The sequence below is a fragment of the Natrinema salinisoli genome, assembly GCF_020405205.1.
In the GTDB taxonomy this organism is placed as follows: domain Archaea; phylum Halobacteriota; class Halobacteria; order Halobacteriales; family Natrialbaceae; genus Natrinema; species Natrinema salinisoli.
The window spans coordinates 273,912-288,574 of the sequence record NZ_CP084470.1 but is presented as its reverse complement, the minus strand read 5'-3'; the positions used below and the strand labels follow the sequence as shown (position 1 = coordinate 288,574).

At 54.1% G+C, this 14,663-nt stretch carries 16 protein-coding genes; 9 read left to right on the top strand and 7 right to left on the bottom strand.

All coding sequences use genetic code 11. The annotated features are described in order from the left end of the window. Positions 1-716: 716 nt before the first annotated feature. Positions 717-1,292, bottom strand: coding sequence for a hypothetical protein (locus tag LDB05_RS22235; protein WP_226008039.1), 576 nt, complete (start codon positions 1,290-1,292; stop codon positions 717-719). Between the two features lie 227 nt (positions 1,293-1,519). On the opposite strand from LDB05_RS22235, the gene LDB05_RS22230 reads away from it, so the two are divergent. Continuing rightward, the gene (locus tag LDB05_RS22230; RefSeq protein WP_226008038.1) at positions 1,520-2,830 is read left to right on the top strand and encodes a hypothetical protein; all 1,311 of its coding nucleotides are present in this window, start codon (positions 1,520-1,522) and stop codon (positions 2,828-2,830) included. Between the two features lie 66 nt (positions 2,831-2,896). Here LDB05_RS22230 and LDB05_RS22225 read toward each other — a convergent pair whose 3' ends face one another. The 3 genes from LDB05_RS22225 to LDB05_RS22215 form a co-directional block, all read right to left on the bottom strand. Then, positions 2,897-3,829, bottom strand: coding sequence for a CPBP family intramembrane glutamic endopeptidase (locus LDB05_RS22225; RefSeq protein WP_226008037.1), 933 nt, complete (start codon positions 3,827-3,829; stop codon positions 2,897-2,899). 58 nt (positions 3,830-3,887) lie between these two features. Beyond that, entirely contained in the window at positions 3,888-5,051 is a 1,164-nt protein-coding gene (locus LDB05_RS22220) for an acyl-CoA dehydrogenase family protein (protein WP_226008036.1), read from the bottom strand. A 106-nt stretch (positions 5,052-5,157) separates the two neighbouring features. After that, a complete protein-coding gene (locus tag LDB05_RS22215) occupies positions 5,158-5,352 on the bottom strand; it encodes a hypothetical protein (RefSeq protein WP_226008035.1) in 195 nt (64 codons plus the stop codon). 271 nt (positions 5,353-5,623) lie between these two features. Here LDB05_RS22215 and LDB05_RS22210 point away from each other — a divergent pair, with 271 nt between their 5' ends. Together LDB05_RS22210 and LDB05_RS22205 are read left to right on the top strand one after the other, a co-directional pair. Continuing rightward, positions 5,624-6,277, top strand: a complete 654-nt coding sequence (locus LDB05_RS22210) for a helix-turn-helix domain-containing protein (protein WP_226008034.1) — start codon at positions 5,624-5,626, stop codon at positions 6,275-6,277. A gap of 101 nt (positions 6,278-6,378) precedes the next feature. Further along, on the top strand, positions 6,379-6,846 hold the full coding sequence (locus LDB05_RS22205; protein WP_226008033.1) for a Kiwa anti-phage protein KwaB-like domain-containing protein: 468 nt from the start codon (positions 6,379-6,381) through the stop codon (positions 6,844-6,846). Positions 6,847-6,900: 54 nt separating this feature from the next. On the opposite strand, the gene LDB05_RS22200 is transcribed toward LDB05_RS22205, so the two are convergent. Continuing rightward, positions 6,901-7,257 (bottom strand): hypothetical protein, encoded by a 357-nt coding sequence (locus LDB05_RS22200; protein WP_226008315.1) that lies wholly within the window; start codon positions 7,255-7,257, stop codon positions 6,901-6,903. A gap of 531 nt (positions 7,258-7,788) precedes the next feature. Between LDB05_RS22200 and LDB05_RS22195 the strand changes: the two genes are divergently transcribed. The 4 genes from LDB05_RS22195 (at position 7,789) to LDB05_RS22180 (ending at position 11,350) form a co-directional block, all read left to right on the top strand. Then, complete coding sequence (locus LDB05_RS22195) at positions 7,789-8,064, top strand: PadR family transcriptional regulator (RefSeq protein ID WP_226008032.1); 276 nt, start codon at positions 7,789-7,791, stop codon at positions 8,062-8,064. Between the two features lie 95 nt (positions 8,065-8,159). Continuing rightward, positions 8,160-8,465 carry a hypothetical protein gene (locus tag LDB05_RS22190; protein WP_226008031.1) on the top strand — a complete coding sequence of 102 codons (306 nt, stop codon included), beginning with the start codon at positions 8,160-8,162 and terminating at the stop codon, positions 8,463-8,465. A gap of 886 nt (positions 8,466-9,351) precedes the next feature. Further along, positions 9,352-9,987: a hypothetical protein gene (locus LDB05_RS22185; RefSeq protein ID WP_226008030.1), complete on the top strand. Its 636-nt coding sequence runs from the start codon at positions 9,352-9,354 to the stop codon at positions 9,985-9,987. An 841-nt stretch (positions 9,988-10,828) separates the two neighbouring features. After that, positions 10,829-11,350 carry a CPBP family intramembrane glutamic endopeptidase gene (locus LDB05_RS22180; protein WP_226008029.1) on the top strand — a complete coding sequence of 174 codons (522 nt, stop codon included), beginning with the start codon at positions 10,829-10,831 and terminating at the stop codon, positions 11,348-11,350. Between the two features lie 65 nt (positions 11,351-11,415). Here the strand turns inward: LDB05_RS22180 and LDB05_RS22175 are convergent, their stop codons facing one another. Then, positions 11,416-12,156, bottom strand: coding sequence for a DUF5518 domain-containing protein (locus tag LDB05_RS22175; protein ID WP_226008028.1), 741 nt, complete (start codon positions 12,154-12,156; stop codon positions 11,416-11,418). Positions 12,157-12,447: 291 nt separating this feature from the next. On the opposite strand from LDB05_RS22175, the gene LDB05_RS22170 reads away from it, so the two are divergent. Next, complete coding sequence (locus LDB05_RS22170; RefSeq protein WP_226008027.1) at positions 12,448-12,930, top strand: DUF8162 family protein; 483 nt, start codon at positions 12,448-12,450, stop codon at positions 12,928-12,930. 103 nt (positions 12,931-13,033) lie between these two features. Here LDB05_RS22170 and LDB05_RS22165 read toward each other — a convergent pair whose 3' ends face one another. Then, positions 13,034-13,849, bottom strand: a complete 816-nt coding sequence (locus LDB05_RS22165; RefSeq protein ID WP_226008026.1) for an SDR family oxidoreductase — start codon at positions 13,847-13,849, stop codon at positions 13,034-13,036. A gap of 84 nt (positions 13,850-13,933) precedes the next feature. Between LDB05_RS22165 and LDB05_RS22160 the strand changes: the two genes are divergently transcribed. Next, positions 13,934-14,590: a helix-turn-helix domain-containing protein gene (locus tag LDB05_RS22160; RefSeq protein ID WP_226008025.1), complete on the top strand. Its 657-nt coding sequence runs from the start codon at positions 13,934-13,936 to the stop codon at positions 14,588-14,590. The last annotated feature ends 73 nt before the right edge of the window (positions 14,591-14,663 follow it).

The window sequence follows — 14,663 nt, the reverse complement described above, 5'->3', positions numbered from 1 at the left end:
GTCAACACCCACTGGACATCGAACTTTCACACACTGACGTCGTCCCTGTCGAGGACGCGGATTCTGCGTCCGGTCTTGGTTCGGGGGCCGACGGATGCTACTAAGCCGTGGACTACCGTCACGTTCCGATCTCCGTCCTTCAGGGCAGAGAGTTCGTCACGGGTATGAGGTAAATGAGCGTAATCTTCCCGATTCGAGACCGCAGCTCTTGCAGTACCAGATGGTTGCTTTACCGGGTCCGGACGGAGAACTGTTCGTCTTTCTCGTTTTCTCCCCGATCCTTCCAGAGTCGCACGACGGACATTTGGCTTTGCTTCTCGACGGCATATATTCTGATTGAGGAGGGATGGACTTCCCCGTATCTACAGCACTCGTACCTCTGGTTGTTCACCGCGGTTCTGGTGGCAAACTGGGGCTACCGTCACGTAGACCATACGTCCATTGTAACTGACGGACAACATCGTTTCTAGATGCCGTTCATCGCCTGTAAGGACGACCGCACTATCATCCCCCAAGATGTGGACGATGGCGACACCATCTACTGTACCAGCTGCGGTGGTCCGATGCGGGTACGCGGTCCATTCGATGACGGCCGGGCACGGCACTTCTACCATATCGAGAACGTCGGCGGCTGTACTGCGGCCGGAGCTACCGGTGATCCGGGACCGGCCGAGTCCGAAACCCACGAGAAACTGAAAGCGTTTGCCGTCGCCGGGTTACGCCGCCGGTTTGACGACTATACACGGTGCGACCCGGAGATCACGATTGATGTTGCAGCGACGGAGACCGCTGTGGATCAGCGCCGGGCCGATACCCTTCTCGAGTTCGACGATGTCGGTCGGTTCCATCTCGTCTGACTGCTGTCCGAGCCAGTCCGGTACCATATGGTCGAATCTGTTCTGGAGGTGACCGACGACATCGAACAACGGCCGTCCACCCAACTCCGGATTCGGATAGGTTAGGTGGTCGGCGTCAGGCGCTGTATCGGTGTCGTGATCGAGGATATCTGGCATGGACAGATCGATAGAGGGGCCGTACCCGGTGAACCGCTGCACCGCCCAGAGCGTGGGCAGGGCGATGGCCAGCACGCCAGTGACGAGGATCACGACGTCAACGATGATGATGAAGACGGCGGTGACAGTGGACGCGATCAGTTCGGGATACAGGACAGCATCGTCGGACCGGGCCAGGTACCGGGAGAGGCGGAAGCTCCCGATGAAGGTAACACCTAACAGCAACCATCCAAGCAACTGGACGAATACATTTATTCTTCCTGTGTGGCTGTGTAGCAAGGCTGGCCGCAAAATTGTTTTGAGGTATTAAAGAGAGTGTCTCCAGTATCCGAAGGTCTGGGACAGGGATAATCTCTGTGTATGGCCGCTGGAATGGGGATTCTCTCACCTCTCGTACCGGAAGGGGCGATATTCGATTGCTCCGTGGCTCTGTGTGTTGGTTTTGAAGACTTATTTGATCTGATTCCTATGTAAACTTCTTGCCAGTAGGTGAAATGGGTTCTACCATGAACCGGCGGCAGTACCTGATTGGAGCTGGGACGGGCATCAGCACACTCCCGCTTGTGTCATCCAGTGGTGGGGCGACCGGGCACATCTCTATCGACATCGTCGAGACGAATGCTCCACTCGAGGGTGGTGATCTCCTCGAGATGACTGCCGAACTTGAGAATAGCGGATCTGCTGATGAACGGGTTGACCTGGACTTCCTCATTGGTGAGGACGCAGTAATGGTAGGTGAACGAACGGTTCCAGTTGGGGCAGGCGAGACACGCACTGTTGATTTTCTGCAATTTCGGACGTATCCGGTCCGCGGCGATGACACGTTCCCGGTACGGCTTGAGACTGGGGTCGACACGGCCGAGACAACGGTCACTGTCACTGGTGTCGACCCGTGTGACGCCCAGTATACGTACCCTGATCGCAGTCAGAAGCTAACAGTTCAACCAGAGACGACGATCATCTTCGAGGTTGATGCCGAACTGGTACAGCAGCAAGGCTCCACACACTGGTATGTTGACGGCGACTACGTCACGACGCCGGCCGGACCGTGGTCTTCAACGTATTTCGCTGACGTTGGTCGGGAACTCTTCACGCACACGTTCGACTCAACAGGGTCACACCTCGTGGATACGGCCGTGACTGCTGACGATGGGAACACTGCCTCACGCTGGGAGGTGACGGTAGCTGAGGATGGACTTGAACCGCCAACCGTCGATGCTACGCGGCCAACCTCGCGTGAGCTTGCTGCCGACGAAACAACCACGCTCGAACTTGATGTGTCGAGTGCTGCCACCGAACTGGACCGTGTCGTCTGGTGGATGTCCCAGTCGGACGTGATCCTTGGTGTGTCTGATCTTACTGGATCTAGTGACACCGCCACGATCCAGGTCGACGGTGGCTGTCATACGTGTCAGATTGAGGCATGGGTGATCGACGAGAATAATATGCATGCCTCGGTCAGTCCGTGGCAGTTCGAAGGCTTCGGTGCAGGTGATGATGGCGAGAACGGTGGAAGCGTTACCGTGAGGATTCAGGGGACGAATAGCCCGGTGACCGGTGGTGAGGTCTTGGAGGTGGACGCGACACTCGAGAATACGGATACGTCAGAGGTGACACGTGAGGTCGCTCTCGTGGTCGGTAACAACCCGGAGACCGTGGATACTCAGGCGATGACGGTTCCTGCCGGTGGAACAGAGCAAATCACACTCGTGTTTGAGACATATCCGGTGAAGCAGGACGATGAGTTCCCGGTACGCGTGGAAACCGGAGAGAGTACAGCTGAGCGTGGCGTCTACGTGCACGGGACAGAATCGTAGGTATACGCGACGCTGTTGAAGAACGACTCTCCATGTTGATGAGGGGATCTAGTATTAGACTCTGCGCTATGCGTGATCGCTGTTCCGGCGGTAAACCGTCTTGGCAATCTGGATTTCTCCGTGGTGCAGGTAGACCCACGTGAGGATACCCAGGCAGGTCAGCCCGATACGGAGCAGTTTGAACTCGAGATTCGCCAGCAGTGTATCTTGTGTGATCTCCACGATCGCAGAGACGTTGAACTCCCCTCTCGTCACGCGTCCATGGAGGAACTCGATCAGGATACGGCCAAAGTGAATCCCGACAGGAAGCGCCAATCGATCAGTAAGGAGATATGCCAGCGCGAACGGAATTCCAGTGAGAGCGGCGTCAAGTGCTACTACGATGTTGCCGCGAAGCGGGATATGGTAGACGCCGAACAGCAACAGGCTGACCACGGTGGCAAGGATAACAGCCACTTGCGGTGAAACGCCGCGTGCAGTAAGTCCTTCCACGAAATTACCGAGCACGATACGCCGGTAGACAACTTCTTCGTAAATATTCCCGAGCAAGAAATAGCAGATGAACAGTCCGAACACGGCGCCCAGTAGAAGCGGTCTCTCAGGTCCAGTAATACTGGCAGCTGTGAGGGTAACAGCTCTAATTCCGCGGACGTCAGCCCACCATACCGATACCATGATCCCAAGTAGCGTAATCACGATCCCGGCAGCAAACTCTCGCATCCAATCCCCGTCGACAGTCAATCCGAAGTTCGTGTACTCCCGGTGTTCGAGTGTTGCTGCGCTCCAGACTGCCACCCCGATCAGCACGGCATACAAGACGAACTGCCCAATAGAAGCCAGGAGTACCTCGGTACTGGAGTGTGCTTCTGTGACTGCCTGAACGATCAACCCGAGTAATGCGGTCCCACCGAGGAACAATACGAGCGTCACTACAGCGGGCAACACGCCCCGAAGACTTGCACGGATACGTGTCGAACCCCGTTCACGAAGCAGCTGCATCTACCTGACAGCAACCACTCCATCAAGTATAACGTCCGTCATGCGGGTTGGCAAGTGTTCACCCATCTCTGTCAGCACCTACTGGTTTTGGATGATTCTCGTAGACGGCCTCACCAAGCGTGTCCTTGTGACCTTCGTTTGGTCCACCAGCAATGGTCAGCAGGCGGGCGTCACGGAGATGGCGTTCCACATGTTTCTCGGTGGTGTAGCCGATCCCGCCATGGAGTTGTAGCGCATCATTCGCATTATCGACAGCGGCCTGGGTTGCAGACACTTTTGCCATACTGAACTCGCGAGTAATATCCTGTCCCCGGTCTGCCTTCTCTGCTGCTCGTAACGTAAGCAACCGTGCCGTGTCAACGCGTTCAGCCATCTCGCCGATCTGCCATTTGACTCCCTGGAAATCAGCGATAGGATGGTCGTATTGTTCGCGCTGCTTCGTGTACGCGACTGTCTCATCAAGCGTAGCGCGAGCGATGCCAACACCACGGGCGGGGACATTGACTCCAGTGTTGACCTCACCACGCTGGATGTATGCTTCACCTGGCTCGCCGATCCGCTGGTCGTCTGGTACGGTCACGTCGGAGAGCGTTGCTTTCGGTGATTTCACTGTATTCGCACCGAGTGTGTCCCAGACAGTTTCGACCGTGAAATCGTCTGTGGGGACGAGAAAGGCACTGATGTTGTGCGGTGCTTCGTCATCAGAACCGGTTTTTGCGTACGTGAGGACGTAGTCAGCATGGCGAAAGTTAGTGATCCACCGCTTATGGCCGTTTAACACCCATTTATCACCGTTTTTCTCCGCGGTTGTCTCCATCTCCAGTTTATCGCTTCCGGCGTTCGTCTCGCTGAGCCCGAGTGCACAGACCGTGTCGAAATCGGCCATCGACGGCAGGAATCGGTCTCGCTGTTGGCTGGTCCCGAACTGTTCTACGATCGTTGCAACGCCGAGGTGAAGACCGAGTGCACTGGCAACGGGCATGAGTGCAGCCGATAGCTCTTCGATGACGAGTGTGAGTTCGACCAGTCCTTCTCCCATCCCTCCATACTCCTCGGAAAGCGTGAGACCGGCATATCCCCGGTCACCTAACTCGTCAAGGATTTCGGTAGGATGCTCTTCGTTTTGATCCAGTTCGATAGCTTCTGGCTTGATGGTTGTCTGTGCGTATTCACGTGCCTCATCGCGAAGGGCCTGCTGGGCCTCTGTAAGCTGAAAATCCATTGTTTCTGATTCGAGTTACAGCCGAGTGATTAGAAATGATTGGGCCGAATATCTCTCAACGGTTTAAAACAGCGGCTGATCGACACAGTAGCATTTTCCGTAGCGGTCATCCGCGTGCAGCCATCCAGAGACCGATTCCGCCCATGAGAACGCCGGGAAGCATTGCGATGAATCCGATTACAAGAAATGGGAGGTCAGCGATGCCAGTTGGGTTGATAACCAGCTGCCAGGATACAAATAGCGGTATGAGCAGGATTGAGACGACGATCCCGGCTATGATCAGCGGCCAATCAGATATCATGTTACCGCCTCAAACGAACGGGTCCTACTTGGAGTGGAGACGGCCGTTGATTGGTGATTAAACGGCCCTATGGCCGTAACGGGGGATAGCCACCTCGCTACACTGCTCCTGAGGAGACTGCCTGTGTCGTTGATTGAGCGCATCGGTAACTGCCTTGGAGCGGATTTGGGGAACTGATTGCTCCGAATATTTCCAGCGGATTTATCAGCAGCGTGCGTACGACCAGAAATCCGTGGTAACGCTTTTCAGGTCGTTCGCCAAACTGGACGCCATGAAACGTGTTCGGATAACCATCTACCCGCAGGATTTGGAGAATCCGGCGCTGTACAGGCGTATTACGGAAGCTCCGTATATCTCTGAGGTGCAGACTGTGAACTGGAATAACAAGACTCCTCCAGCCGGATTTCTGCTGTGGATTCGTGGTGATTATCGTCGTCTGGAAGAGGAAATCAAAGACGATCCGCAGATCTCGGACTACGATATTCTTCCACTCACGGACAATGAGTGTCACTGTTTTCTCGAAGGGACAGGACCGGCAGATGCACAGGAACTTTGGGCGAACTTCAACCGTGGGAGTTTGATGACGATTCCGCCTGTTGAGTGGAACGATGATGGCAGTAGTACGTTCGCACTGATCGGTACTGAGGAGGATATTCAGGCCGCAGTTGATGGTGTACCGGGGGACATCCCGGTTGATGTTGAGCGGGTGGGTGGCACATCGGTCCGTCCCGAGAGTGTTCTGGGAGAGTTGTCGGATCGGCAGTGTGAGACGGTTGAAACGGCGGTGGATGTCGGTTACTATGATACACCGCGCGATGCGACGATCACGGAAATAGCAGAGGAGATGGAGTGTGCGCGCTCGACTGCTGCGGAACACCTGCAACGAGCGGAATCGAAGGCGATGATCTCTCTCTTCGAGACGTGAACCATTACGCCGGTGATGCCACAAAAAACCCGCTGGATGATATAAACCCCTCAGAGGTATTCGGATCAATCGTTTCCTTGATGAAGCGCTAGGCAATACCCATGCGAAAGAACGTCGACAGCATTGATCGGATCGACTGCTTCTATTTTGATGGTTCGATCAATATCCTGAATCCGACTCAGTTCAAGGATATCTTTGATTACCTCCACGAGTACAAAGATGATTCAAACGATGTGCTTACCACGGTCAAGGAATCAGAGATCAATATCGCTGACTTCGATCGGTTTGTTGATTCGGTGAGAAACGATCGACGGGCCCTATGGAAGATGCGGGAGATCAAGCGGGTCGGGATTTACAATAATTTGTCGCGGGGTGAAGTGGAGCAGATTGTTTCCGATTTTAACCTCTCAATCGATGTTGAGGAAGGTGACGGGAACGAAGACTGGGCAATTGCGATCCCTGACCTGCGGAAAAAATGGGACATCATCCGGCTACTGAACGACGACCACCTGTACTCGGACCTTTCAAAAGACCGGTACCAGGTATACGGAAAGGACAATCGCTCATAGCCGGTCATAGAACGGATGAAACTGCTTTTTATAGAACAGGAGAATTGAACGAACTTAGTCAGCGGATTGGTGGCCAGGTCCGGGTTGTTCGTTGTCTGTCTCGGTTTCCTGAAGCAGGCGACGGCCTTGGCGGGACAGATCCTTGAGGAAGACCGGGATATTGACGGGGCCGTCGTGTGGACCGGGCGACCGGTAGCAGACGATCAGTGACCACATGATGGCAACGCCGGCCGAGCCGAGTGCCGAGAACCGCATCCCCATTGTAGCGTACGTGATGGTGTAGATGCTGCCGATGGTCATGGACGGCATGCTGGAGCCGAGCGGGATCTGTGCTGTTTTGTCTCGCAGTGTCGGAGCGAGGAAAACGATCGAGAGAATGCTTCCGACAAGGAAGACGAGGTCTTGCCACATCATCAACAACCACTACTCAGCTATGAGTAAAAGTTTCTCGGTGCTCAGCCAGTGCCCATCATGGTACCATACCACGCTGAAAGAGGGGTAATTTAGACTGAGTAAAATAATTCGTTATATCGGCCCTGGTTGATCAATTTTAGCGTGTTTTTTCCCGTATTCTCCCTAGCAATAACCTTTATTATTAGACACCATGTATCGGTGGGTAGATGAGGTGATGACAACGAATAACACCCTGGTCAACTCCCTACGACGCCCCTAAGATCAGAAGGCCGCTGTGACCCTACGCCTCTGTGTTCCTGCACGCGGCTGTGTACTGGAATACGTCAACCTCTGTAATTCGATTTCCTTCATCTATGTCCTCCTAGTATGCAGTAGAAGCGTCTTCTCGGCGATACTCTGGACGGTACTCGGAAGTAACGGAGAAGCACGCAGTCAGACATGAATCAGATCGAGACGTTCATATAGAAGATACATATGCTTTGATTCGGAAAAGAAGTCAAATACAGATTCGTTGAAGTCTCACCCGAGATGCACGACCTCACCGGCTTCCAGCGCGACCTCCTGTACGTCATCGCAGGCTCAGACCAGCCGTCCGGCCAAAGCGTCAAGGATGAAGTAGAACAGTACTACAGTTCCGAGATCAACCACGGTCGGCTCTACCCGAACCTCGACACCCTCGTCAACAAAGAGCTGGTCGAGAAAGGGCAACTCGATCGCCGGACGAACTACTACGCCATCACCGACGCAGGTGAAGAACAGATTCAGGAGCGCCGGGAGTGGGAGGACCAATACGTTGAACTTTGAGGGAGATACCTGTTTCCGGATGATCCGCATAGTCTCCGAAACCAATGGTTTCGTCAACAAGAAGGCTTATACTGGAATAATCGCGTTCTCAGAGTATGTCATCTGAGGGAAGTCTGACAAATCGCATCACAATCGTTGGCAGGGGAGTACCATCGAACTACGAAATTAGCGTCGACGGTGAGATCGAATTGGTCGGAGCTGACCCGCTCGAGGAAGCAACGGTCGTCACAGACCATGCTGCGGAAGGCGCGATCGAGACCGGTGTAATGCGGTTCCAGTTCTCCGGCGAGATGGCGAACGTCCACCTCGTTGATTGGAACGGTACTTCTGCACCGGAATCGCCGAGTACGCCGGAAGTCCATGTCGATTACGGCGTTCCTCCTCGAGAGAACAGTAACTGAACTGGTGACAAAGATGTTTCTACTGCAACCAATCGCCGGACGCGGTTAGGGAATTCTGTGAGTGAGTGTCAACCAATGACTTTCCCGTATGGCGGCCTGCGAATACACAATGGCATCACTAGATGTCCAGCAGCCAGCATCAGCCATCCAGTGTGATGAGTGCGAGTCTGCTGTCCAATCTGGAGGCCAGCAGGCTCTGTCATTTCTCCTCTTGGATCAGCTCACGATCCCCGTTATCAGCTGTGACGATCATCTCGAGCAGTTCTCCTCGGTCTGCGAGTTAACCTCCGAGGATCCAGCTAATCTCCTACACCACAAACCAGCTGGCGGTCTCCCGTGTCCCAGTTGCCGCCTTGCACCGTATAATGCGCCACATCCCATGATACAGGTCCAGGACGGTGCACTTGTCCCGATGGCGTGTCCGAAGCACCAGTCAGAGATCGTTCAACGGTTCCAGACCGGACTCCAAACGCAGCAACAACTAACATCCGGTCTCAATACTCCTGCAGATTCATCACTGTGAATGGCACAGAAACCGATCTTGCCGGAGGCAAGGTCCCATCAGTCTTTCACCGCTCTGGGGAAGCACCACGGTCGTGCCGGATAGCCACGGTGGTGACTCACCACGCTCACCTGTGTGGATATCAGTGCGAACCGGATAAAACTCTCAGATGATGATTCTGAGAGTAGCGACAAGCCATAACACGTCCTCTACACAAAGCATATACCTGCTTGACAATCCTGGTTCTATATGCGTCGCAGAAAGCTTCTGAAAAGTATCCCCGTGGCTACAATTCCCTCTGTCGCTGGCTGTATGGGTGCCAACATGGAATCAGGCTATTCCTTTTCCTTAGTCCCAATTCAGTCCGAGGAGGTCAGAGACCGTATGACAGGAAGCAAAGACGATCTGGTTCCGTCTCCACTCGTTATCGGTCTTATTGATAAACTCCTCAGTGGTGATGAGGTCGATCTTGAAGTCAGGGATATCGAAATTTTGGAAAACACATCCTATAACGCATTTTTTCATTATGTCGATGGAGGATCGTTCTATAGAATTGGTGAGAAAACACTTGAGAAAGGGACGGTCACTGGACTGAAATACGAAGTCTCGCGGAGTGGAACTGAGCAAGATATCTCAGAAGAAGACGTGCTTCCGATGTCGGACCTGCCGTATCATGATCAATGGCTCCTCCATGATTCACTCAGTATATCGGATACTGGCGGAGTAATCCCGTTTTCAGATACGCTGGTCGCTGGATACCTTGATTCAGACTATCAGGCTAATTCACTGCTGGTTGACGGTATCGACGAGCAGTTCATCAAATTCAGCGATCGGTATATCAAACTGGAAGAGGAGGGAGAACATTCGTCATCTATAGAACGGGTTCGATATACGGCTGAACTCGTTGGGGAAGATCCTATTTCGTTCGGGGAGTACGTTACGAAGAGATATGCTGTCAAGGCATCTGATCTCAGTACCGATGCACATGACCTCCTTGACAGAATAGACGAGAGCGATTGATCCTTCTCTACCTCCGAGGATGATGAGGACTTTACGTCATACAACCGTGTAGTTGAGGAGATTCGATCCAAGGCACAGGAAAAGACTGACTTAGATGATCTAAACTTTATGGAGCATCATAATCGGAAAAATTCTCCCTATATCCAGTACGAAGGTGAGGGGTATTCATTCTCTCGGACACACTGGGGTGCGCCGTAGCACCAGTATTTCGAGACAGAATAGGCGAACAGCATTGTACACGGCTGCGTGGCTAAGTATAACCAAGGTAATTGTCCAGTTGGTCCAAGAGGTCGTCGTGTCGCTACGTAACGAGAAACTGGAGAGGAATCAGCGGACAAAATCGGGCCCACGGCATTCTGGCGAGCAACAATTGAAAACTCAGTGGTCATCATCAGATAATGTTCTATCGTTGGATCACCTCTGTGGTACTCGTTAACGCACATCGCAGAAATAAACGTTGCTGTTGCGGCATATCTGATAGGCCCTGACTCCTCAGAGAAACGTCATTTCTGCCTCGATCACTGATAAAACCGTGATGAACGATCGAGGAACGGGCTACTCGGCGGTGATCCAGGAGTACCAGATTGCAGCCTTCCTGGTCTTCACATCCGGGTGGACATGGACCGTACGGCTCTCCGGAATCGCACTAGGGTACGGTGACACACGCGGACTCCAGGCTGTCGGTGCGTGGGGACCGCCTCTCGCGGCGGCAGCTGTCACCAAAGCTGCCGGATACGACGTACGTACATGGGCTGCACAGCTCTTCCCGAAACATGGTGTGAGACTCCGGTGATATATTATCGCATTCGCTGCTCCACTGGCACTGACCCAGACCGGGGCCGTGGTTGGCTGGATTCTCGGTGAACCGGTCGCGTTCGCCGACCTATCCGAAATCGGGTTTCGATTTGTGTTCACCCTGTTCCTCGCGGGTGCCCTCGAGGAGTTTGGATGGCGGGGATTCCTCCAGCCACGGCTTCAAGAACAGCGATCGGCACTGTTTGCCGCAGTCGTCATCGGGATCATCTGGGCGCTATGGCACGCACCGCTGACGATCGGTGGAACCGGTGCCGGATACGAGAGCGGCGAGATAACCGCTCTCCTCATCGGACTCCCGCTCTTCTCGATCGTGATAGCATGGGTCTACAACAGTACACGGGGCGGAGTACTGTTCGCGATGCACTTCCACACGATGATCAACACGACGCCAATACTCGAGGTAGCAAACGTCACGGCCGTGATGGAACTCGCGGAACTCGCTATTCTCCTTGGACTCCCGATCGGTATCATCCTCTACTATGGACGAACGTACCTGGCTGCTACTCGGCCTGAACCACCGATCCCCGGGAAGACTCACAATCACTGAGACTCCTAATATTGTATCTCCTCACCGTGTATTGCTGTCCACCGGATCGTAACGCGTGATGAGCGTCAATTTGCTGTAGTTCGGCGTTCCGCAAACCAGCCACCAAGGTATCCGCCGAGACCGCCGAGGCCGGCCCCAAGGGCTGCGGACACTACCAACGAGAGAACCACCGTGACACCGACAAAAGCCGCGTTGCCGCCCTGTTCAATAGCAAGAAGTCCGGTGACGAATCCACCAACGCTGAACAGCCCGACTATGAGCAGCGGGAGTAAGGGCAAGACACCTGCAAGCGCCCCGACGCTGATCGTTCGATCAGACTCACTCTTCTCAAGATACCCCGCGACAGCACCGCCAAGGGCGGATGAAATCGGGATAAAAGAGAAAATTGCAGTGATGACTGCCCCGAAAACGGCAAACGACCTGTACGAACTAACGGTGTCATCTGTCCGAGCCCGTCGGTGCGCGCGACGTCTGAGGATAATATATCCAATCGCAAAGACGATCATTCCGAGACCCGTTATGAGCAGACCTGGGCCCATCCATGAGATGACCGCGTCAGCTACCTCAAGCGCCTCGGCGTCAGTAAGTTCAGTCGTACCGACTGTGACCGTCGTGGTTTCTTCTTCGATAGCCTGTTCGAGCAATTCTCGATCAATACCAGACACAAGGGCGGCCCCGATTGCTACAAAGATCAACCCACCCAGCGCAATGAGGGCTCCTACGAGCCAGTCGACGACCTCCGGGAGTAGGGTACTAGACGTCGTTGAATCTTCCACGTTTGGACTTTCCGATGGCGTAGAACTCATGACATCTTGTTCTATCATGGGTTTCACACTTAAACCCGTCATTCATCCATCAGAGAACACCTGCACTGGATCTCTGGCAACGTCCCATCCCGTCTAAGGATGGCGAGAGAACCGTCGCTGAGTACTGTTCAAGGAGTATATGTAGATCAGAGAATACGTATCTGACACCAGAATCATTTTGATACTGTTTGCTGTTGGGAAGCGTAGAGATATGGTATTGTGAGACCGCTCTCACCGAGCCATGGTATCAGACAGCGAACCTAGCTCCTACTACCCATCACATATCTTGGTATGATCCTTCAGACACTCGTGGACCAGGCGATCGGGGTAGCTCTCATCATCGCATATCTGCTGGCTCCAGGCATCGTCGCAACGCTCATCTGGGCGCCCTTCCTGGGGTCAAGCCGAATACGATCCCTATTCAAGCAGCTACCGCCATTCGATTCGATGGTACTGACATACATTTTCGTCGCGATTGCTGCGTCCCTCCCGTACGTGTTCGGACTGCTCGCCGTCGTCGTCACAGTTGATCCAGATGGTGTCTGGGGACCACCGATCCTTGGATTGACCGCTATACTGTCTCTCTGCTACGTCGTTTCGATTCCGGTTATCGGCGTGATCGGCCTGCCACGACTCGGGATAGACTGGGATCCAAACGGATACAGCCCATCTACCTGGGGCATTCTCACTGCCGGAGCAGTCTGGTACACGGCAATCTTCGCAGTGCCGCTCACACTGCTGGGACTTGTATTCTCGCTCCCTGGCGGATACTGACTGATTAGCAGTTCAACAGCCGGATTGGCACTATAACTGATTCAATCAGCAGTAAATGGCTGGCCACCGCGGCAAAAAGTAGTTAGTGTTGCCTCATCAGCGGTCAGATTGGCGACTGCACACGAGGGTCGGTTTCGTCTGCTCCGCTCGTATACCGGTTTGCGAGCCACTCTTCCCAAGTGACTGTCCCGATCATATGGTCGGGACAGATCGCATGGCCAGTCCGAAACGCCGCCACAGTTTTGCTGGGGATAGGGAGCCTGATGATAGGACGTCGGTGCCCACGCGAATCGCGGTACGCCTGTGCGAGCTCGCCTACTGAGTGGATTTGAGGGCCGCCGATGGGGCCGATTCGGCCGCTTGCTTCCAGCGTCGTGTAATCCACGATAATATCCGCGACCTCGCCGACATCGATAGGCTGGATCTGCATTTTTGTTGGGAGGGGCCATACCGGAAGTTTCGCCACATAGCCCAACATTTCCGCGACGAACGAGTGGAACTGCGTCGCACGGACGATAGTCACCGGTACATTGCTCTCCTCGACTGCGGTCTCGGCGGTGGCCTTGTGTTTGTAGTAGGAGAAGGGAATGTCGTCGATACCAACGATGGAGGGGTAGATAAAATTCTCTATGCTGGCCTCCTCGGCTACTTCGAGAAGTCGTTTTGTGCCCTGTACGTCAACTGCCGCTGTGTCTCCCTGTGGGGCCGTCGCCGTGTGGATGACGACATCAATGTTTTCGAGTGCTGACTCGATACCCGTGTCCTCGAGCACGTTGAATTCTACCCACTCGATATCCTCTTCAGTCTCTTCGGGCGGTGAACGGCTCGCCGCCCGGACAGCGTGTCCTGCCGCTGTGAGCCGCGGCCGCAGTGCCGTTCCGAGCGTACCTGTTGCACCGGTCACCAGCGTTCGGACCATAGGAGATCATTTGTTCCATCAGCCCGAGTGGTTACTGCCGAGTACGCTCGGCGGATTTAAGTTCTCAATCACGTATCGTCACTTATGAAACACGTCCGGGTGCGCATCATGGCCCACGGACAGGCAGGAGATATCCACCCAATGTACGGCGTGATGACCGAAGCACCGTTCATCGAGCGAGCGACGGCAGTACAGTGGAACTACACCGGTGACGCACTGGGTATCCTCCATTACGTTCTGGGCGACGCCGATGCGCTCGAGAGAGCGATGCAAGAGATTCCAGAGGTCGTCGGCTATGACATAGAACGTATCGATAAGCGGTCCTGTTACGTGTACATCCGGGACGCGACGACCGACTCGCTCCAAGAAATGTTCGGACCGATCTCCTCCGGCGGACTGGTCGTTGTTCCCCCCATCAAATACGAGCCTGATGGAACAGTGGTGTTCTCGATATTCGGCCCTGATGACGAGCTACAGGATGCAATGAAGGACATCTCTGTCCCGGTTGACGTGACTATCGAAGCGGTGGGCGGTCTCGCTGGTACGACAGCTGCTATCGAGACCCTCCTCACTGTCCGCCAGCACGAAGTCGTCGAAACAGCGGTTGAATTGGGCTACTACGACATTCCTCGGACTGCAAGCCAAGAAGACATTGCCGTTGAACTGGACTGTGCGCCGAGTACTATTGCCGAACACCTGCGTAAAGCCGAATCACGAGTACTCCGGGCACAGTTAACCTGAGGACGGTAATTTTCGAAATGTAATGAGTCCGCATGGTAACTACAGGAATCCTTGTTCAGCACGACCAGAATCG